Here is a 21105-nt window from a genome sequence, read left to right on the forward strand (position 1 = left end):
AATAAGGAGTGAATAAACTATGAAAAAAACTAAATTGATAAATAAAGAAAAAGAAAAGAAAGATTTTAATGGAAAAGAATTTTTAAAATATATTGGACCAGGGATTTTAGTTACAGTAGGATTTATAGATCCAGGTAACTGGGCTTCAAACATAGCAGCAGGTTCTACCTTTGGATACAAATTACTTTGGATTGTAACATTATCAACAATAATGCTTATTATACTACAACATAATGCAGCACATCTTGGTATAGTTACAGGTTTATGTATTTCAGAAGCAATAAGCAAATATATAAGACCTACTATCGGTAAAATAATAACAGCTACAGCAATTTTAGCAGCTATAAGCACAGCAATGGCTGAAATTTTAGGCGCAAGTATAGCTTTAGAAATGTTATTTAAGATACCTATTAAGATAGGTGCAATTATTTCATCAGCAGTAATATTATTTATGCTATTTTCAAATTCATATAAAAAGATAGAAAAGGTAATTATAGGATTTGTATCCTTAGTTGGATTAGCTTTTATATTTGAAGTTGCATTAGTAAAGGTAGATTGGGTTGAGGCTGCAAAAAGCTTTATTATACCATCTATTCCATCTGGATCAGCAATTATAATAATGAGTGTTTTAGGGGCTGTAGTTATGCCACATAACTTATTCTTACATTCAGAAGTTATTCAAAGCAGAAAGTGGAATTTAGAAGATAAAACTATAATAGAAAGACAGTTAAAGTACGAATTTTTAGATACAATATTATCTATGGTAATTGGATTTATTATAAATAGTGCAATGATTATAGTAGCTGTAACATTTTATAAAAATAATATAGTAGTTACAGAATTAGGTCAGGCTCAAGAACTATTAAGACCAATTCTTGGAAGCAGTGCAGCAGTAGTATTTGGAGTAGCTTTATTATTTGCAGGAGTAGCATCTACTATAACTGCAGGTATGGCAGGTGGATCAATATTTGCAGGTTTATTTGAAGAGCCTTACGATATAAAAGAAAAAAATACTAAAATAGGAGTTATAATAACTATATTAGCAGCTTTAGCAATAATATTCTTTGTTAGTGATCCATTTAAAGGATTGGTGTATTCACAAATGCTATTAAGCATACAATTGCCTATAACAATTTTTACACAAATATATTTGACATCATCTAAAAAAGTAATGGGAGAGTATAAAAATACAACAATAGAAAATATTACACTATGGTTAGTTGCTGGAATAGTAACTGTTTTAAATATAATTTTATTAATCTCTTTGTTTTAATAATGTGGGGAAATGCATATAAATATAATAAACTTATTATAAGTTTAAATTATTAAGGCTTTAAAGCAAACTTAATAATAAAATATGTATATAAAGGGGGGAATACTTGGTTTTAGAAGCCAAGGGAAAGAGATGAATAAAAAAATTAGAGTGGGGATTGTTGGATATGGAAATCTCGGAAAGTGTGTAGAAGCATCTTTATCAAAAAAGTCAGATTTTATTTTAGAAGCTATTTTTACAAGAAGGAATCCTGATATGTTAAACTCATCTTCAAGAATGGTACATATTTCAGAGATATCAGGATACAAGGATAAAATTGATGTTATGATTCTTTGTGGAGGATCTGCTACTGATTTACAAGAACAGTCCCCAAATATTGCAGAAAATTTTAATATAATAGATAGTTTTGATACTCATGTAAATATACCAGAACATTTTAATAGAGTAGATAAAGTGACAAAAAAAGCTGGTACGATTGCTCTTATATCTGCTGGTTGGGATCCAGGATTGTTTTCATTAAATCGTCTTTTAGCTCAAGCTATACTTCCAAATGGAAAAGACTATACTTTTTGGGGAGAGGGAGTAAGTCAAGGACATTCGGATGCTATTAGGAGAATAGAAGGTGTAGAATATGGTGTTCAATACACTATACCAATTGAAAGTGCTATGGAGAGTGTACGAGCAGGAGAATGTCCAGATTTGTCAGATAGAGAAAAGCATAAGAGAATTTGTTATATAGTACCTAAAAAAGAGGCTGATTTAAGCTTTATAGAAAACAAAATTAAGAATATGCCAAACTATTTTTCAGACTATGATACTACAGTAAATTTTATAAATGAAGAAGATTTTAAGGCAAATCACAAGGGAATGCCTCATGGTGGCTTTGTTATTCGTACAGGAGTTACTGGTGAAAGTACAAAGCATAGAGTAGAATTTAATTTAAAACTTGATAGTAATCCGGAGTTTACTGCTAATGTTTTATTAGCTTATTCAAGAGCAGTTTATAAATTATCTAAGGAGGGGCAAACGGGAGCACGGACAGTATTGGATATTCCCTTTAGCTATTTATCAACAAAGTCAGAAGAAGAATTAAGAAAAGAATTGTTATAAGATTATAGCAAATCATTTAAAATAGATAAATTCTAATAGAGTTTATTTATTTAGGTAAAGTAAATGCAATTTGCTAAAGTAAGTGCAATTTGTTATAGTTTCATATTAATAAAAAGGGGCGATATGCTCCTTTTTATTTTACAATTGTATTTTTAAAATCTAAGGATAAGTTATTTATAGAATATAAGTTATTCAAGTTAACCCTATAGAGTAAAGTGCGAGTATTTCTATATTAAAAATATTAGCTTATATAAAAAATCATGTTATAGAGTATGCTATAATAAATTAAAGTAACTTATAGGAGTGAAAAACATGAATATTAAGATAACTGAAAAGCTAAATCCAATTTGCGAAATACTAGGATTGCTTTTTGTCAGTGAGAATTATGAAATGCTTATAAGTAGGTCAATTAAGGAACTCGATTCTCATGGAGTCAATGGTGAATTATTTATAAAAAAGAATTTCAAGATTATTGATAAGTATATAAAAGAATTTAATAAATATAAGGTAGTTAATAAAAAGGACTTGTTTTTATTGGAAGAAGAGGACTCAAGTATTTTTATTATTCTTGCACTTTTAATAATAAAGAATGAGAAGATGATAAGCTCATTAGATGATTTTAGTGAAGAAGAGCTTAAAATGATGATATTAGATATTATAAATGAGGCCTATGAGCTAGAAAATTCTATAGATGATATTAAAACTCTTAATAATATTTTAGGGTTTTTAAGAAAGTTAGATATAGCTGAAAATATAAAGTGGAAATTAATGCTTATTTTAGAAAGTCCTAAAAGTTATTATAAGGATTTAATTGAGGAGTTAGAGAAGAACAGAGGTGCATATAATGAAGCTTATAAAGTAATTGAAAAGAAGTTACCTAAGTTAATATCAGATTTGAGTAAATATATTAAGTCTGGTAAATGTGAAATTATAACTAATAATAAGACTAAATCTTCTCAAAATTATGCTGTAATACCAACACTAGCTTTTGTAAATTCATTAATTGAAATTAAAGATACATACTTTGTTGGATTATTATACGAAATTATACATAAAGAGCATATTAAAGCAATTGGAAATAAGGGAGAGATAATTTTAAAATTAAAAGCTTTAGCTGATAAAAGTAAGTTAGATATAATTTCACTTATAAAGGGTGATCCAAAGTATAGCTTGGAAATAGCCAAGAGTTTGAGTTTGACGCCTGCTACTGTTTCGTATCATATGGCAACTTTATTAGAAAGTAATATGGTTATTGTAGAAAAGAAAAATGGAAAGGTGTATTACTCTTTAAATAATGAAGGAATTGAAAAGTTTATAGAAGAACTTAATAGAGTTTTATTATAAAATTATGATGTTGCAATAATAAAATAACTGCAATAGTTAAACTTTGAAAAGCCAATAATAACTTAGAAGATATCAATAAGATATAATATTTATCGAATTGATGTCTTTTTTCATATTTAAAATAACATTTGTAAAAGAAGACATTGACTACTTCTAAACAAATTAGAAAGTTATCTAATTTGTTTGACAAAAATTAAAAAATATCATATATTGATATATATTAGAAAAATATCTAATATATATTAATATTATCTAATATATATTTACTTGGAGGAGATAGAATGAAAGAATGTATTAAAAGGAATAAGATTTTATTAGTAATTACGGTTATATTTAGTGCTATATCTTCTATATCAGTTGTGGGATTGTCTTTATTTATACAAAGAACAATAGATGTAGCTACTAGTGGAAATATGGAGGGGTTTAGTAAAATACTTTTATATTCAGGAATTTATGGTATCTTTATAGGGATTATATATTTTATATATGACATTTTAAGTAAAATATTTATAAGAAACTTAACTAAAATGATGAGGAGTAAAATATTCACAGGGATATTTAAAAGTAATTATAAGGATTTCACATCTACAAACACAGCAGATTATATTTCTGTTTTAACTAATGATATGAAATTAATAGAAGAAAACTGTATTAGGCCATTACTTGAAATACTTCAATATAGTGTTATGTTTTTAGTTACAGTAATCTTATTAGTTTATATAAGTCCATTAGTGACTGGCGGATTATTTATAAGCATGATATTAATATTTATATCACCAGCTATTTTGGGTAAGGTGTTAGAGGACAAGCAGTTAGCACTTTCTAATAGACTATCATTGTTTACAATCAAAATTAAAGATATATTTTTAGGATATGATGTTATTAGATCTTATGGTTTAAAGGACAATACATTGAAAGAATTCGAAAATGAAAATAACATTTTAGCAAATACAAAATTTGCAGCAGACAAGCTATTTGTTATAAATGAATCTATATCTCAAACACTAGGTATGGGGACCCAATTTGTAGCAATATTTTTATCAGCTTATTTAGTTATAAAGGGAAATTTAACAATGGGAATGCTTATTGCTATAGTTCAACTTTCTGGCACTCTTGTTCAACCTGTAATTATGATAATGAATAATGTTCCTAAAATCAGTAGTATGAAGCCTGTTTTTGAAAGAATAGATAGTTTTTCAAATTATGTTGATACTGGTTTAATAGGAAAAGATAAACCTTCTCTTAATAATAATATAAAAATATCAAATTTATCATTCAACTATGATGAAGATACACAAATTATAAAAGGAATAGATTTAAATATAGATAAAAATAAAAAATATGCTATTTTAGGAGAAAGTGGATGCGGTAAATCTACTTTAATAAAGTTAATGCTTGGTTACTACTCAGAGTTTAATGGCGATATAAGGTATGATGGTGATAATATAAGAAATTTAGATATTGATGAACTAAATAAAATGATTTCTATAATACACCAAAATGTTTATATGTTTGATAAGAATATAAGAGATAATATTTGTTTATACAATGAATTTTCTAAAGAAGAGATTGATGATGTATTAAAGTTAAGTGGTGTAGATAAGTTTATAGGAAATAATTCAGAAGGGTTAGATTATTTAGTTGGGGAAAATGGAAGCAACCTTTCAGGTGGTCAAAGACAAAGGATTGCAATAGCTAGGGCTTTGATTCAAAAGACTCCAATTCTCGTGTTAGATGAAGGAACCTCCTCAATAGATATGCAAACTGCTTGTGATATAGAAAGTAAATTATTAGATATAGATAATTTAACTTTAATTACTATTACTCATAAGACTAGTGAAGATTTATTAAAATTGTATGATGAAATAATTTATATGGAGAAGGGACATATAGTTGAAAAAGGAAATTTTGAAGATTTATCAAATAAAAAGGGGAAATTTTTTGAGTTTTATAATGTATAGTATTTATATAATAGTAATAGAGAATTTTTCAAAAGAACTCATGAATTATATTAAAAAGTGTATCAAGTAAAAAAGAGTCAAGTTCTTAAATTAAGATAAAATTAAAAATATTTTTCATATGCTCCTTAATTGATAAATATTATCAATTAAGGAGAGATAGTGAGAATAATTAAAATAATTTGATATAATAAGCTTAAATGAACTGATAATGATTTTCGATTAAAAAGAATCTGTGATATTATAAATGCATAATTTAATTTTAAAGAGGAGGGAAACAATGGCTAGAGAAAGAGGCCCAAGATTTAAACAGTGCAGAAGACTTGGATTAAATGTTGTAGGACATCCAAAAGCTATGAATAGGGCTGTTAAGGGAACAAGCAGAGCAGATAAGAAGTTATCTGAGTATGGTATAAGATTATTAGAAAAACAAAGATTAAGAGCTTATTATGGAGTTTTAGAAAAGCAATTCAGAAAATATGTTGAAGATGCTTTTAAGACTAAAGAAGGTACAACTGGTGAAGCTTTATTAATAAGGTTAGAATCAAGGTTAGACAATCTTGTATATAGAATGGGATTTGCAAACTCTATAAGAGCTGCAAGACAAATGGTTAATCATGGACATATCCTTGTTAATGGAAAGAAGATTGATATTCCATCTTATAAAGTAGAACCAGGAACAGAAATTTCTTTAAGGGAAAAATCAAGAAAATCTGAGAATTATCTTGAAATTATAAAAAATCATGTAAATGTGTTACCTTATATTGATTCTAATTTAGATGAGTTTAAGGCTGTTTACACTAGACTTCCATTAAGAAATGAAATACCGATAGAGATTAATGAAAATCTAATAGTTGAATTCTACTCTAGATAATTATCTTAGCTAATAGCATAAGTTTCATAACTTCTTAAAATTAAAGTATATTTTGCCATTAAAGAAAGCTATACAGTGCAGTGTATAGCTTTCTTTTTATTTTATAGGAAATTATAATAACGCATCCTGTGGATAAGCTATTATAATTTCTTCCTTCAGTTTTCAAGTGGACGCATATAAGTTTTCGATGACTTGGAGTGAAACGATGGAATAAGCAAACTTATATGTGTCCACTTTTTTTATAGAACAATTAAATTGAAAAATCTTTTTAATAATTACTTAAATATTTTTTGCTTCTGTAACTGCAAATTAACCCTATAAATCCACCAAATACAGCTGGTAATACCCAATTAAATCCAAAACTAGCCAAAGGTAATTTGTGGACAAAACTTATACTTACACCTAAACTATCCACAACAGTAAAAAGGCTGGTGAGAAGAGTAGCATAAGCAGCTCCTTTATAAATTTCAATCCTAGTAAATATTCTTCTGAAATAATTCATTAAGATTAAAACTATAGAAACTGGATAAATTATTGTTAATATAGGAGCTGAAATAGATATTATTTTATCAACACCAAAATTAGATATAATAGCGCTAAATACACATATAAAAATTACTATGTAATTATATTTTAACTTTCTATTTGTGACATCTTCAAAGTATTTGCTTGTAACAGAAGTCAAACCAATAGCTGTAGTAAGACATGCAAAGGCTACAACTATGCTTAATATTATTGTTCCTATGTTACCTAAAAGCGTATTTGTTATATTAATTAATAATGTAGTTTGAGGTATATTTAAATTATAAATAGTAGATGCAGTTGCTCCTAAGTATGTTAAACCACCATATACCAAAGAAAGTGCTATACCAGCAATTATAGCTGATCTTATAGTAAGTCCCATAGTTTCTTTTTTATTATATCCCTTACTTAAGAAAGAAGATATCATGAGTGCAGTAATGCCGCCTGTTCCAAGAGGATCCATAGTTTGATATCCTTGAGTAAGTCCTGTCATAAATAAATTTGAAGATTCTATGTTAATATTTAAATTTCCAATAGGTGAAATAACTCCTTTTATTATAAGTGCAGCTAGTGCAATTAATAATATTGGGGTTAAGAATTTACCTAATATATCCATAACTTTAGTAGGTCTTATTGTTAAAATAAGAACTATAGAAAAGAATATTATTGAAAATAAAACTGGATTAACTGAACTAAGAAGCGGCTTAATGCTCATTTCAAAAGTTGTAGCAGCAGTTCTTGGAACAATTAATATTGGACCTAAGCAAAGCATTATTATAATTTCTAAAATAAGGCCAAATTTATTACCTGCCTTCTCTAAAATTGATTTAAATGACCCAGCAGTTGCTATTGCACCTATAGATAAAAGAATAAGTCCAACATCAGAGAATATAAATCCTAAAAAGCTCACAATCCATTTACTACCAGAAGTTACTCCTATATAAGGAGGAAAAATTAAATTTCCAGCACCAAAAAACATTGAGAATACTGCAAAAGCAATAATTATTACATCTTTATTTTTATTTTTTTTCATATTGATCCCTCTTTCATGTTTTATATATAAAAAAGCCACATAGTATATTTACTATGTGGCTTTAAGGCCTAGGATGTAAAGCCACATAGTGTTTATCTATGTGGCTTTACATAACAAATTAACTTTAGCCTTCATAGACACAAACAATTGCGTGTTTGTATCTATGGTTAATATATAAACTCATAAATACAAACCTAACTAAAAAAGCTAAAGAAGAAATTATTAAGTTTTAGCAAATTTGGTAAGCTTATATTTTTTATCATTCTTTTAAGTCTCCTAAAAATTAAAATTTATAAATATTTTAAAATAATTATATAGATTAAATTTGAAAATTGCAATAGAAAAATATATTTTCTAAATAAATATTAAAAGATAAGTTGTTGGCAGGAACTTTTATTGGAGAAATAAGTAGTGTTGAATTTAAATATTTAAATGAAAAAGGGATATATGAATAGATAATTTATATTAAGTATCCATAGTATCCCTTTTTATTCTAATTTATATAATATTTATACGATATATAGATTAAACGTATTGGCTGCTTACAACAGCTAGTAAAGTTTTAGGGTCAGTTAAAATTGTTATTTCCTGTGGAATAACAATGTCCTCAATAAATATTTTATCATCAGCTTGCATATCAGCTACATTGATTTCAATTGATTCAGGAATTATTTCAACATTTCCTTGTAAATCTATAAATAGATTATGAGTTTCTAACGTTAATCTCCTGGATTCTAAATTTTCTTGTCCAATAGTTTTTATAGGAATTCTCATTTTTATTACTTCATTTGCTTTAATATATTGAAAATCTACATGCAATATTTCATGTAGATTATTTTTTTGAACTTCCTTAACTACACAATTAAGTTTCTTATCCTCTAGCTCAACCTCTATAATAGATCCGCTATTATTTTTCTTAAGCATTCTTCTAAGTTCTGCATTGCACATTTTTACAGGGATTGTACCATCAAGGAATTCCCCATATATTATTCCAGGAATTTGTCCATTTTTTCTAAGCTTATTTTGATTTGTTTTTTCGTTTCTTTCATATACCTTAAATGCTATATTTGACATAATAAATACCTCTTTCTTAACTTTTTTATTGTTTATGTATTTATTTATTAAGCTCTATAGAAGTTAAGGTTAAAATACTCATAATATGAGATATTTAAATAACCGCACCTAGAGCTTAATTTCAAAGCCCCACATATGCATCATCCTCCCTTATGCTATTAAATCAAGTCTAATAGATACACAAATTAAAATCAAAGATAAGAAAGTATAGATTTGTCAATAGAATGCTTATTTAAAAGAGAAGTATTAAAGAAAAACACAGAATATTATGATAAATCAATAAAAATTGAAAAATATTATTAAAGTGGGAAATTTAGTATATATGCTTTTAAAGAGATTATATATGCATATTAAACTATTATAGAATTTTAAATAAAATATAAATAATCTATAAGTAAATATTTATTTTGTTTCATAAATTATTAGTTATGAATACTATATTTTAGAAAAAATTTTTAAGGATGGTAACTATGAAAATAATTAATAAGATTTTTGGAAAATTTAATAGGGGAGAGGACTACACTGATACTGCTAGTGAATTTGTTAATTCAGGAAATTTTTCTAGTAGCACAAATTACTTTATATGGGTAGATCTTAAAAAGTTTAAAGTTAATGTATTTGAAGGGTCAACAAATAAATGGAGACTAATACACAGTTATATTTGCACTATTGGTAAACCATCTACGCCTACACCGAAAGGAACTTACACTATTGGTATTAAAGGACTATACTTTGGCGTAGAGAAGGGATATAAATGTTGGTACTATACACAATTTTATGGAAACTACTTATTTCACTCAATTATTTATAATCTTGATGGGAGTGTAAGGGATGGAAGGCTTGGTATGGCTTTATCAGATGGATGTGTAAGACTTTCTAAAGAAAATGCTAAATGGATATATGACAATATTTCAAAAGGAACCAAGGTTTATATTAGTTAAAGTATTAAAATAATAAAATAAATTTAAATTTAATAGAAATATATTGATGTTAATGGGAAATTTTTGATTTTATCATAAATTTAGTAATTTATGATTGATTTATAAATAATTATTGTTATACTTTAAAGTGCTATTAAAATTAAATAATAATTATTATTATCTAATTGTTAATGTTTACAGAAACAGTTAGATATTTTTTACAAATAATTTTGAAGGGGAGTGGGTTTAATGAAAAAAATAAAAAATTCAGCAATTGCAATGACTATTATATTCATATTTCAGATATTTTCTGGAATAAAGCCTATTAATATTGTAAAAGCTGATGAAACAAAAAAGTTTTCATTTATAACAGGGGTTACTATAAGTGATTTACAAGATAAACCTCTAAAGGATGGAATTGATAAAAGTTCTGAGGTGCGTATAAAATATAGTTTTGCTATTCCAAATGCAAATGATGTAAAAGACGGGGAAGTATTTAAAATGAATATGCCAAAGCAAATAGCTATTCAATATCCACTTGATATGGATATTAAAGATGATGATGGAAATGTAATAGCTAAGGCACATTTCGATACAAATGGAGAAATAACAATTGTTTTTACAAACTATGCAAGTACACATTCTAATATAGACGGCTATTTTTATATAGATACTATTTTTGATAGAGATAATATAGGAGATATAAATCCAGAGAAAATAGTATTTGAATTAGGTGGTGATGCAGAACCAGTTGTTATTGACGTGAATTTTGATCAACCAGAGCAGCCATCAACATCTATTGAAAAAACTGGAAGCTATGATGCAAGCAAAAATGAAATTACTTGGAATGTTAAAGTTAATAATGAGAGGGTTACTGTTAATAATGCTCAGTTAATTGATAATATTCCTATAGGACAAGAATATGTAGAGGGATCAGCTACTATAGATAATGGAGCAGACGCAAGTGGATTTACATATGAAAAGGCAACTAATGGCAATAGTGATAAAACTGGAACTTTAATTTATAAATTTAAGGATACAATTAATGATGTATATAATGTAACATTTAAAACCAAGGTAACAGATCCTAAAGTTTTTGAAACAGAAGGGGCTAGCACCGACATATATAATAAAGCAATTTTAAATCATGATGGTACAGAGATAACATCTAATACGGCATATGTTACTGTAACTACAGATTACATTGATAAAAGTGGTAAGTATGTAGAAATACGTAATCAAGATGGAACTGTAACAAGAAGGATTGAGTGGACTATTAATGTTAATAATAATGGATTAACTCTTACAAATCCTAAAATTACAGATAATATTCCAGTAGGATTGAAGCTTACTGATGGAAGCTTTAAAGTAAATGGACAACCAACATCTGGGTATGTATACAATAATAATGTATTGGAGTACACTTTTCCAGGTACGATAGACAAGCCTCAAGTTATTACATTTTCTACTGATATAATAGATAAAGAAGCTCATGAATCAAATAACTGGAAGGTATATACTAATACTGCTAGCATTAGTGGAAATGGAATTAATGGAGAACCATCTGCTAATAGTAATGAAGTAGGTGTTCCAAGCTATGTCATTGAAAAAAGTGGTATAGAGTATGATCCATCTACTCATCATATAAAATGGCAAATTATTGTTAATCGTAACATGATAAATATAGAAAATGCAGTAATTACAGATAATATTCCAATGGGACAAAAATATGTAGAAGGCTCTGCAACTATAGATGGTGGCGCAGATATTAATGGTTTTACTTATATACCAGCAAATAAAGACGATAAAGAAAAAACAGGAACTCTTAAATATGAATTTAAAGGACCAATTAATAAATACTATGTTATAACTTTTAAAACAGAAGTAACAGACAATAATATTTTCTCAGGGAACATAGCTAATGAAAAGTATTATAATACAGCAACATTAACAGGTAGTAATTTAAGTAAGCCTTCTTCCTCTACTGGTACACAAGATGTGTCAAGTGAAGTTATAAAGAAAAATATTGAAAACTATGATTATATAACAAATGAGTTAACATGGAGTATTAAAGTAAATAAAAATGCAATGAAAATGAAAAACGTAGTAGTTACAGATAATATTCCAATAGGGCAAGAATATGTAGAAGGTTCTGCAACTATAGATAAAGGAGCAGATGTAAAAAAATTCTCATACAAAAAAGCAGATGACAATGATAGTGTGAAGACAGGAACATTAACTTATACATTTCCAAATGAAATTAATGAAACTTATATAATTACTTTTAAAACTAAAATTACTGATTTAACTATATTTCATTCAAATGGAGATAAAACTATAAAAAATAAAGCAGAGTTATCAGGGGATTTAGTACCACCAAATGTAAGTAGTGAAGCTTCTAAAACTGTATCTAATGCAATAATTGATAAAAGTGCTGATTATAAGATTGGAAATGATTATATTGATTGGAATATAGATATAAATTCTAATTCTATTCAATTAGACGATGCAAAAGTTCAAGATATATTACAAGAAGGATTAGAATTAGATACAACATCTGTAGAACTATATAATCAAACTTTAAATTCAAATGGAACTCTTACTAAAGGAGAAAAAGTAGAGTTAGATGAAAATAACGTTAAATATGATAGCATAAAAAGAGAATTTATTTTTAATTTTCCAGGTCCTGTGAATAGTCCATATTTATTAACTTTTAGAACAAATGTAACTGATAAATCTAAATCGCCTTTTAAGAATACTGCTTCATTTATAGGAAGTAAAACTATAGAAGAAGGTAGTTCAGGTTCTGTAAATGTAGTATTCCAAGGTGGTGGAAGTGGTGGAATAGGTGAAAAGGGTAGTATTACTATTTCAAAAGTAGATAGTGATGATAATTCTAAAAAGTTACAAGGTGCAAAATTTAATCTTTTAGATAAGTATAAAAATATAGTAAGCACTGGTATTACTGATGAAAATGGTTCTCTTACTTTTGATAAGATAAAATATGATATACCTTATTATGTTCAAGAGATAACGCCACCTATTGGATATACTTTAACAAATCAAGAAGGCTTTAAAGATGGATTATATGAGTTTAATATAAGTAGTAAAAGTGATATAAAAAATATAAAATATGTATGGAAAAATAATATTATTAAGGGTGGAATTAAAATATTAAAAGTTGATTCTGAAACATCTAAAGTAGTAAAGGGAGCAACGATTTCAATATATACTAATGATGATAAATTGGTAGATAGTAAGATAACAGAAGCTGATGGAACTGTAGAATTTAGTAATTTACCTTATGGGGATTATTATTTCCTAGAGACTAAAGCACCGGAAGGTTATGTTATAAATAGCAATAAATATCCGTTCAGTATTAAAGAAGATGGATTAGTAATACAAGATACATTAGAAAATAAAAAAGTATATGGTGGTATTAATATAACTAAAACAGATTTATCTACTTCTGAGGCATTATCTGGATCAACAATTTCAATATATACTGTTGATGATAAACTAGTAGATAGCAAGATAACAGGAACCAATGGAATTGTAGAATTTAATAACTTAGTTTACGGAGATTATTATTTCCTAGAAACTAAAGCACCAGAAGGATATACATTAAATAATAAGAAGCATTATTTTAGTATTAAAGAAGACAGTATTATATTAAAAGATACGTTAACAAATAAAAAGATACATGGTGGTATTAATATAAGCAAAAAAGATTCAGTTACTTCTAAACTTTTACCTGGAGCAACAATTTCAATATATACTAAGGATGATATATTAGTAGATACTAAGATAACAGGTGAAGATGGAACTATAGAATTTAATGATTTAGTCTATGGAGACTATTATTTTGTTGAAACTAAGGCACCAGAAGGATATCTATTAAATAATAACAAGTACTATTTTAGTATTAAAGATGATGGTGTTATATTAAAAGATACTTTAACAAATGAAAAAATTACAGGCAGAGTTGAGGTTATTAAGAAAAGTGAGGATGGAAATTATCTTTCAGATGCAGAATTCACTTTATTTGATGCAAATGGAAAGGAAGTTAAAAAAGCAATAACTGATTTAAATGGACTTGCAATATTTACTGATATTCCATACGGAAGTTACGAGGTTAAAGAAACAAGAGCACCTGAAGGGTACAATATTTCAGATGAAATATTGAATGTTGAAGTAAATGGAGTAGAAAGTGGAATAACTTATGAAGCAGGAACAATTACTGATACAAAAATTAAGGCATTAATTAAAATAAAGAAATTAGATCAAGATGGAAAGGTGCTGCAAGGAGCAGAGTTTACTTTATACGATTCTAATAATAATGCATTAGAATCAGTTGTATCTGATAAAGATGGGATTATAGTATTTAATGATGTACTTTATGGAGATTATTATATAAAAGAAACTAAAGCTCCAGACGGATACGTATCATCAAGTGATATTATAAAAGTATCAATTATAGAAAATAGAGTTGTTTACTACTATGAAGTTGAAAACACTAGAATAAAAGGAACAATTGAAATCAAGAAGGTTGATAATAATGGAAATGTCCTTGAAGGAGCAGAGTTTACCTTATATGATAAGGATGGTAAAGCTATAGCGACAGCAATAAGTGATGCCAATGGAATAGCTAGATTTGAAGCTGTAGATTATGGAATATATACAATTAAGGAAACAAAGGCACCAAATGGATACAAGATAAGTGATGAAGAAATTAAAGTTGAGATTACTTCTTCAGAAAAGAAAATATTCAATATTAAGAATGATAAAATAAAAAATGAAAGTATTAATGAAAGCAATAATGAAAGTAGTAATAAAAATACAAATGAAGATAAACTATTGCCTAAGACTGGAAGTGCTTTTGATGTAAGGATTTTATTATTAATAGGATTACTAGCAATAATCCTAGGTAGCGTATTTTTATTCAAAAGAAAAGCATCAGAATAATAAGAATAGTAAACATTAAAATATTTAAAGAAAAAAGATGGTTTTAGTAACTAACTAAAATCATCTTTTTTATTAAGTTTAATTAATGATAAGATTTAAAATCCCATTGAATAATAGTATGAATATAATATTTATATTAGTATTCAATGAGATTAGAAATTAAATAATACAAATATATAATTTAGAAATAAAGAAGTAATGAAATTAACTAAAGATAGATAGAAATTATTGGTCTAAATACTTGAAAAAATGTTATTGACATCGATTACTTAGTATGATAATCTGAAACAAATAGTTTTAAAAACTACATATATTAGATTAAAATACGAAATTGGAGAGAAAAGATGATAAAAATTGTATCAGACTCATCTACACTTTATTCTATCAAAGAAGGACAAGCTAATAATGTTGATATTGCTCCTCTTACTGTTAGCATTAATAACAAGACATATAGGGAATATGAAGATATTAATACAGAAGAATTTATTGATATTATAAACCAAGGACATATTCCTAAATCTTCACAACCATCTATTGGATATGTATTAGATTTATATAGTAAATATCCAGAGGATGAAATAATAAATATTTCCATGGCAGATGGTTTATCAGGTACATATAACTCAGCATGTATGGCAAAAAATATGGATAATAATCCAGAACGTATAACAGTAATTAATTCAAAGACTCTTTGTGGGCCTCACAGATATTTAGTTGACTTAGCTGTTAAATTTGTTGAGAGTGGATATACAAAGACTGAGATTTTAAATGAAATAAATGAAAAAATTGAAACATCAAAGTCATTTTTAATTCCACACGATTTTGAGTTTTTAGCAAGGGGCGGAAGAGTTTCATCTTTAGTTGGTAAAATAGGTAGTGCAATTAAATTAGTTCCAGTAATGGTACTTTCAGAAGATGGTAAGTCTCTTACAAAATTCACTACTAAACGTACATTTAAAAAGGCAGTTAAAAAGGTATGTGAATCATTAACTGAAAATAACATTGATTCAAGTTATAAGATTTATATTTCTCATGCTTGTAAAGAAGAGTTAGTAGATGAAGCAAAAGAGGTTATATTAGAAAATATTAAAGATGCTGATATAGAAGTCAAGTTGTTAAGTCCAGCATTTACAACACAAGGTGGTCCAGGATGCGTTGCGATACAAGTAATAAAAAAGCATGATTTATTAAAATGATGATATAAATTGGAGGCTATAATGGATAAAAGTAATAGGGGTGAAAATTTTAATGAGTTTTTAGATTTTCATTGCCCAAGGTTTGATGAACTACCTAAAGTATCTCTGTATAAAGAGCAGGTTATCACATATATAGAGGATGTATTAAGTGTAATAAATATTAACAGTGATGAGAAATTACTAACTCCTACAATGCTTAATAATTATGTAAAACAAAAGGTAGTTTATCCTCCAAAAGATAAAAAATATGATGAAAAACATTTAGCATATTTAATTGTAGTTTGTACTTTAAAACAAGTATTTACTTTAAAAGAAATATGTACTCTTATAAATAAACAGATAAATACTTGTCCTATAGAAGAAGCATATGATTTTTTTTGTATAGAACTTGAAAAAGCTTTAAAATCTGTTTTTACTACAAGAAATTTTTCGGGGCATAGTTCTACTAAAAAGATTATCTATGAGGCAGAAGTAGTTAGATCTACAGTAATGTCATTTGCACATAAGATATATATAAAAAAATATCTTTTAGATAAAACATAATTAGATATATAATCTTTTGATTAAGATCCATTTTTATTTTTAATAGGAATGGGTCTTTTATTATATAATCATAGAGAAAAGTAAAAAAATTATTTATTACAAATTTGTAATAATAGATTTAATCTTATAGTAATATTTCTATCTTATTATAAAGGTATAGAATAAATAAGAGAAGGAGAGGAATAAAAAATGGTTGTTATAAAAACAGAAAATTTAAGTAAGATGTATGGAAAAGATGGTAATAAAGTAATTGCTTTAGACAATGTTAGTATAGATGTGGAAAAAGGGGAGTTTGTAGCTGTAGTTGGTGCAAGTGGTTCAGGAAAAAGTACACTTCTTCATCAGGTTGGAGGAGTAGATAGACCAACAAGTGGAAAGGTAATTATAGATGGAGAAGATATTTATAAGCTAAAAGAGGAGAAATTAGCTATATTTAGAAGAAGAAAAATAGGATTTGTATTTCAATCCTTTAACTTAATACCTGTTTTATCAGTAGAAGAAAATATAAAGATGCCAGCACTTTTAGATCACCAAAAAGTAGATGATGAATATTTTAAAGATTTAGTTAAAACCTTGGGAATTAAAGATAGGTTAAATCATCTTCCATCAGAACTTTCAGGAGGACAACAACAAAGGGTTGCAATAGCAAGAGCATTAATAAACAAACCAGCTATTATTTTAGCAGATGAACCAACTGGAAATTTAGATAGTGAGACATCTAAGGAAATATTAGATATGTTAAAGCTTTCAGTAAGAAAATATAATCAAACAGCAATAGTAATAACTCATGATTTAGGTATAGCAGAAAATGCAGATAGAATAATTAAAATAAAAGATGGTAAAGTTTGTGAATAGGAGGTGATATAGTGAAAAGTTATAGTGAAATATCTAATAGATATATGAAACAAAACAAGAAGCGTACCTCTTTAACAGTAATGGGAATAGTTTTAGCAACTGTATTAATTTTTGCTGTAGGAACATTTCTTTTGAGCTTTAGAGATTCAATGATAGCAGAGAAAAAAAGAAGTGGCGGAGATGCTGAGTTTGTATTGTATAATATTACCAATAATCAAGGAGAAAAGATAAAAAATAATGCAGAAGTAAAAGATACATCAATAATAGTAGATGATAACACTAACTATAAAATTGATGGTGTTGAAAAAGATATATCTATAAGCAGAGGAAATAAAGATTACTATGAAAAAATGCAAACTTCTAAAATATTAGAAGGACGTACACCAATTAATGAAAATGAAGTTATAATTAATACATCTTATAAAAGAATATTAAATGTGAATGTTGGGGATGAAATTACATTAAAAGATGATTCTGAAAATATTAAGGTATTAAAAATAGTTGGAATAGAAGAAGGGACTTCATATGCTTCTGATTCAGCAATAGGATTAATGGGATATTTTAATGATACTAATCTAGAAGAAAATTTAGATTATACCTTATATATAAATTTAAAATCAAAGAAAAATAAACAACAGATTATATCAAAAATTATAGAAGAAAATAATATTGATTTTAAAAATAAGAGTGATAACCATGAGTTATTATATTTAACTGGCAATGGTGGTAATAGTTATGTAACTAGTTCATTAAAGAAAATGTCCATTTTTGTTATTATAACTATAATGATATGCACAATAGTTGTTATATATAATTCCTTTAATATATCTGTAATAGAGAGGATTAGATATTTTGGAATACTTAAAGCAATAGGGGCTACACCAAAGCAAATAAGAAGAATTATATTTAAAGAAGGTTTCTTAATGGGAATTATAGCCCTGCCATTAGGATGTATAATAGGGTTTTTATCTTTAAAGTATGGAGTAAAGATATTTATTGGTGATACTTTAATGTTTATAGAGGATTTTAAGGTGGGATTTTATCCAAGTATAATCTTAGGCACAGCGTTGTTAGTTGCTATTACAATTTTATTATCTATAATTGGACCAGCTAGAAAAGCTAATAAAATATCTGCTGTTGATGCAATAAGAAATAAAAATGAAATTAAGTTAGGTAAACTTAAGAGAAGAAGGGGTAAATTAGTAACTAAAATATTTGGAATAGAAGGAAATATAGCATATAAAAATATTAGAAGAACACCAGTTAGATTTATAGTTACATCCCTAGCATTAACAATTTCAATAATTATTTTTAATGTATTTTATGGATTTCTAGACTTCGCAAAACAAGCTGTATTACAACAATATCAATATTCACTTTATGATTCTGCACTATCACTTTCTAACGGTGAAATGTTAAAAGATGAACAAGTTAAAGAATTAGAAGAGCTAAGCTTTGTTAGGAGTATTTATAAGTATTATTCAGAAGGTTTAAATTTTGCACTGCCAGTTGAATATGTTAATAAAGATTATAATGCTAAAACTAATTCAAAGGAATTTAGTGAAAACTATAATGCATTAGGTTTTGTAGACTTTGGTGGTAGTCGAGGATATATTGGGGGAGATGATGAGCTAAAGGCAATTGAAAGATATATTGTATCAGGAAGTCTAGATTTAACTAAGTTAAAGAAAAATGGAGTAATACTTTTAGATGGTACTAAAGTACGTAATGAAAATGGTGATGTAGAAACTATTAGAGCAACAAAGTATAAGGTAGGAGATAAGATAAAAATACCAAAGATTGATGATTATAGTTCAAGGTTAGAAAATAGTATAAATAAAATAGAAGAAGCTATAAAGAATGGTGATTTTTACGAGTTAGAGATTGTGGCAATAGCTGATAGAGAGCCTCTTGTTGGAAATAATCTTAGGAATGGGATTCAATTAATGTTCCATGAAGATTTATATAGTCGTATGGTGAAAGATTTTAAATATAATACTATATTTTTTAGCTTTAATGATGATGTAAATGCTAGAAATGACGCAGTACAATATTTTAATGAAAACTCTATAGATAAGGGATATAGTTATATGGATATGGGAGAGGCATTTAATCAAGTAGAAAGTATATATAAGCAAGTAGAATTTTTTGTTTATTGTTTTATAGCAATAGTTTCAATAATATCTGTCGTTAATATATTTAATACTATATCAACAAATCTTTTATTAAGAAAAAGGGAATTTTCAACATTAAAAGCTATAGGTATGACAGAAAAGCAGCTTAAGAAAAGTGTATTATTAGAGGGAACTTTATATGGAATAATTGCAGCAATAATAGGTGGAGTAATATCAGCAATACTTTTAGCAGTATTAATAAAAATATCAGCAGGTTTTGCAGAAATTAAATATAAATTTGACTTTATTGCCTTTGGACTTTCAATAGTATGCGCAGTTGGAGTAACATATATAGCTACAGTATTTCCTATGAATAAATTAAAAAAATTAACAGTAGTAGAAGGTATTTCTGAAGAAGAATAGTTTTAATAATAAATTTAATTATAAAAATGCTACATATATAATGTAGCATTTTTTATTATTAAATAAATCCAAATTATTTAAATATGAAAAATTTTTATGAGAAATGGTAGCATAAATTTATAAAAGAAGTTTCCTATAACAAATTGGATAAAATAACTCATTTTGTAAATTATTTTAATTTATATTAAAATAGATATAGATAGTTTTTTAGGAGGAAATATGAATATTTTATTAGTTGAAGATGATGTTACACTAGCAATGGGAATTGAATATTCTTTAAAAAATGAAGGATTTAATGTTGTTCATACTATTACAGTGAAAGAAGCAAAGGGAAAATTTCACACTATAGGTGCAGATATTATATTATTAGATGTAAATTTGCCTGATGGGAATGGATATGATTTGTGTAAAGAATTTAGAAAAGAAAGTGATGTTCCAATAATATTTTTAACTGCATGTGACGAGGAAGTAAATATAGTAATGGGGTTGGATTTAGGAGCAGATGATTATATAACTAAGCCAGTAAGAGTAAGGGAGCTAGTAGCTAGAATAAATGCTGTTGCTAGACGAAAGGGTTCTGCTATAAAAGAAGATAATAATAAAATTATATTTAGAGATTTAATTATATTTCCTTTAAAGTATGAAGTTTATAAAGAGAGCGAAAAGCTTCAGTTAACCTCAGTGGAATATAAATTATTATTATTATTAATCGAAAATAAAGGAAATGTTTTAACTAGAAAGACTTTATTAGAAAAACTTTGGGATATTGAAGGGGACTTTATAGAAGAAAATACCCTTACAGTATATATAAATCGAGTAAGAGAGAAGATTAAAGAAGATAAAGAAAGACCATACATTAAGACTGTCAGAGGAATAGGTTATAAGTGGATAGGTGAATGAG

14 protein-coding genes are annotated in these 21105 nt (G+C 26.9%); 12 read left to right on the forward strand and 2 right to left on the reverse strand.

The genetic code is table 11. From position 1 onward, the window contains the following. Positions 1-19: 19 nt before the first annotated feature. The 5 genes from ACYUEX_RS02405 to rpsD all read left to right on the forward strand — a co-directional run bounded on the left by ACYUEX_RS02405 (position 20) and on the right by rpsD (position 6559). Positions 20-1273 (forward strand): Nramp family divalent metal transporter, encoded by a 1254-nt coding sequence (locus ACYUEX_RS02405; protein ID WP_460286405.1) that lies wholly within the window; start codon positions 20-22, stop codon positions 1271-1273. A 132-nt stretch (positions 1274-1405) separates the two neighbouring features. Continuing rightward, positions 1406-2383, forward strand: a complete 978-nt coding sequence (locus ACYUEX_RS02410; protein WP_460286406.1) for a diaminopimelate dehydrogenase — start codon at positions 1406-1408, stop codon at positions 2381-2383. 312 nt (positions 2384-2695) lie between these two features. Beyond that, positions 2696-3727: an ArsR/SmtB family transcription factor gene (locus tag ACYUEX_RS02415; RefSeq protein ID WP_411170087.1), complete on the forward strand. Its 1032-nt coding sequence runs from the start codon at positions 2696-2698 to the stop codon at positions 3725-3727. A gap of 281 nt (positions 3728-4008) precedes the next feature. After that, positions 4009-5688: an ABC transporter ATP-binding protein gene (locus tag ACYUEX_RS02420; RefSeq protein WP_460286407.1), complete on the forward strand. Its 1680-nt coding sequence runs from the start codon at positions 4009-4011 to the stop codon at positions 5686-5688. Between the two features lie 277 nt (positions 5689-5965). Further along, positions 5966-6559 (forward strand): 30S ribosomal protein S4, encoded by a 594-nt coding sequence (gene rpsD / locus ACYUEX_RS02425; protein WP_460286408.1) that lies wholly within the window; start codon positions 5966-5968, stop codon positions 6557-6559. Between the two features lie 268 nt (positions 6560-6827). Here rpsD and brnQ read toward each other — a convergent pair whose 3' ends face one another. Continuing rightward, the gene (gene brnQ / locus ACYUEX_RS02430) at positions 6828-8114 is read right to left on the reverse strand and encodes a branched-chain amino acid transport system II carrier protein (protein ID WP_460286409.1); all 1287 of its coding nucleotides are present in this window, start codon (positions 8112-8114) and stop codon (positions 6828-6830) included. A 525-nt stretch (positions 8115-8639) separates the two neighbouring features. Further along, positions 8640-9188, reverse strand: coding sequence for a 50S ribosomal protein L25 (locus ACYUEX_RS02435; protein WP_460286410.1), 549 nt, complete (start codon positions 9186-9188; stop codon positions 8640-8642). 470 nt (positions 9189-9658) lie between these two features. Here ACYUEX_RS02435 and ACYUEX_RS02440 point away from each other — a divergent pair, with 470 nt between their 5' ends. From ACYUEX_RS02440 to ACYUEX_RS02470, 7 genes are all read left to right on the forward strand, one after another. Continuing rightward, entirely contained in the window at positions 9659-10129 is a 471-nt protein-coding gene (locus ACYUEX_RS02440; protein ID WP_460286411.1) for a L,D-transpeptidase, read from the forward strand. 228 nt (positions 10130-10357) lie between these two features. Further along, a complete protein-coding gene (locus ACYUEX_RS02445; RefSeq protein WP_460286412.1) occupies positions 10358-15073 on the forward strand; it encodes a SpaA isopeptide-forming pilin-related protein in 4716 nt (1571 codons plus the stop codon). Positions 15074-15417: 344 nt separating this feature from the next. Next, a complete protein-coding gene (locus ACYUEX_RS02450) occupies positions 15418-16269 on the forward strand; it encodes a DegV family protein (RefSeq protein ID WP_460286413.1) in 852 nt (283 codons plus the stop codon). A 21-nt stretch (positions 16270-16290) separates the two neighbouring features. Further along, positions 16291-16812: a DUF1836 domain-containing protein gene (locus ACYUEX_RS02455; RefSeq protein ID WP_411170094.1), complete on the forward strand. Its 522-nt coding sequence runs from the start codon at positions 16291-16293 to the stop codon at positions 16810-16812. A gap of 189 nt (positions 16813-17001) precedes the next feature. After that, the gene (locus ACYUEX_RS02460; protein ID WP_460286414.1) at positions 17002-17667 is read left to right on the forward strand and encodes an ABC transporter ATP-binding protein; all 666 of its coding nucleotides are present in this window, start codon (positions 17002-17004) and stop codon (positions 17665-17667) included. Positions 17668-17678: 11 nt separating this feature from the next. Beyond that, complete coding sequence (locus ACYUEX_RS02465) at positions 17679-20204, forward strand: ABC transporter permease (protein WP_460286415.1); 2526 nt, start codon at positions 17679-17681, stop codon at positions 20202-20204. Between the two features lie 219 nt (positions 20205-20423). Beyond that, on the forward strand, positions 20424-21104 hold the full coding sequence (locus ACYUEX_RS02470; protein WP_460286416.1) for a response regulator transcription factor: 681 nt from the start codon (positions 20424-20426) through the stop codon (positions 21102-21104). Position 21105: the final 1 nt, after the last annotated feature.

The organism is Clostridium sp. CTA-7 (assembly GCF_054768095.1).

Excerpts from the sequence above, each read along its gene's own strand:
- ACYUEX_RS02405 (WP_460286405.1), top strand. The coding sequence starts at position 20 with ATGAAAAAAACTAAATTGATAAATAAAGAAAAAGAAAAGAAAGATTTT.
- ACYUEX_RS02410 (WP_460286406.1), top strand. The coding sequence starts at position 1,406 with ATGAATAAAAAAATTAGAGTGGGGATTGTTGGATATGGAAATCTCGGA.
- ACYUEX_RS02415 (WP_411170087.1), top strand. The coding sequence starts at position 2,696 with ATGAATATTAAGATAACTGAAAAGCTAAATCCAATTTGCGAAATACTA.
- ACYUEX_RS02420 (WP_460286407.1), top strand. The coding sequence starts at position 4,009 with ATGAAAGAATGTATTAAAAGGAATAAGATTTTATTAGTAATTACGGTT.
- rpsD (WP_460286408.1), top strand. The coding sequence starts at position 5,966 with ATGGCTAGAGAAAGAGGCCCAAGATTTAAACAGTGCAGAAGACTTGGA.
- brnQ (WP_460286409.1), bottom strand. The coding sequence starts at position 8,114 with ATGAAAAAAAATAAAAATAAAGATGTAATAATTATTGCTTTTGCAGTA.
- ACYUEX_RS02435 (WP_460286410.1), bottom strand. The coding sequence starts at position 9,188 with ATGTCAAATATAGCATTTAAGGTATATGAAAGAAACGAAAAAACAAAT.
- ACYUEX_RS02440 (WP_460286411.1), top strand. The coding sequence starts at position 9,659 with ATGAAAATAATTAATAAGATTTTTGGAAAATTTAATAGGGGAGAGGAC.
- ACYUEX_RS02445 (WP_460286412.1), top strand. The coding sequence starts at position 10,358 with ATGAAAAAAATAAAAAATTCAGCAATTGCAATGACTATTATATTCATA.
- ACYUEX_RS02450 (WP_460286413.1), top strand. The coding sequence starts at position 15,418 with ATGATAAAAATTGTATCAGACTCATCTACACTTTATTCTATCAAAGAA.
- ACYUEX_RS02455 (WP_411170094.1), top strand. The coding sequence starts at position 16,291 with ATGGATAAAAGTAATAGGGGTGAAAATTTTAATGAGTTTTTAGATTTT.
- ACYUEX_RS02460 (WP_460286414.1), top strand. The coding sequence starts at position 17,002 with ATGGTTGTTATAAAAACAGAAAATTTAAGTAAGATGTATGGAAAAGAT.
- ACYUEX_RS02470 (WP_460286416.1), top strand. The coding sequence starts at position 20,424 with ATGAATATTTTATTAGTTGAAGATGATGTTACACTAGCAATGGGAATT.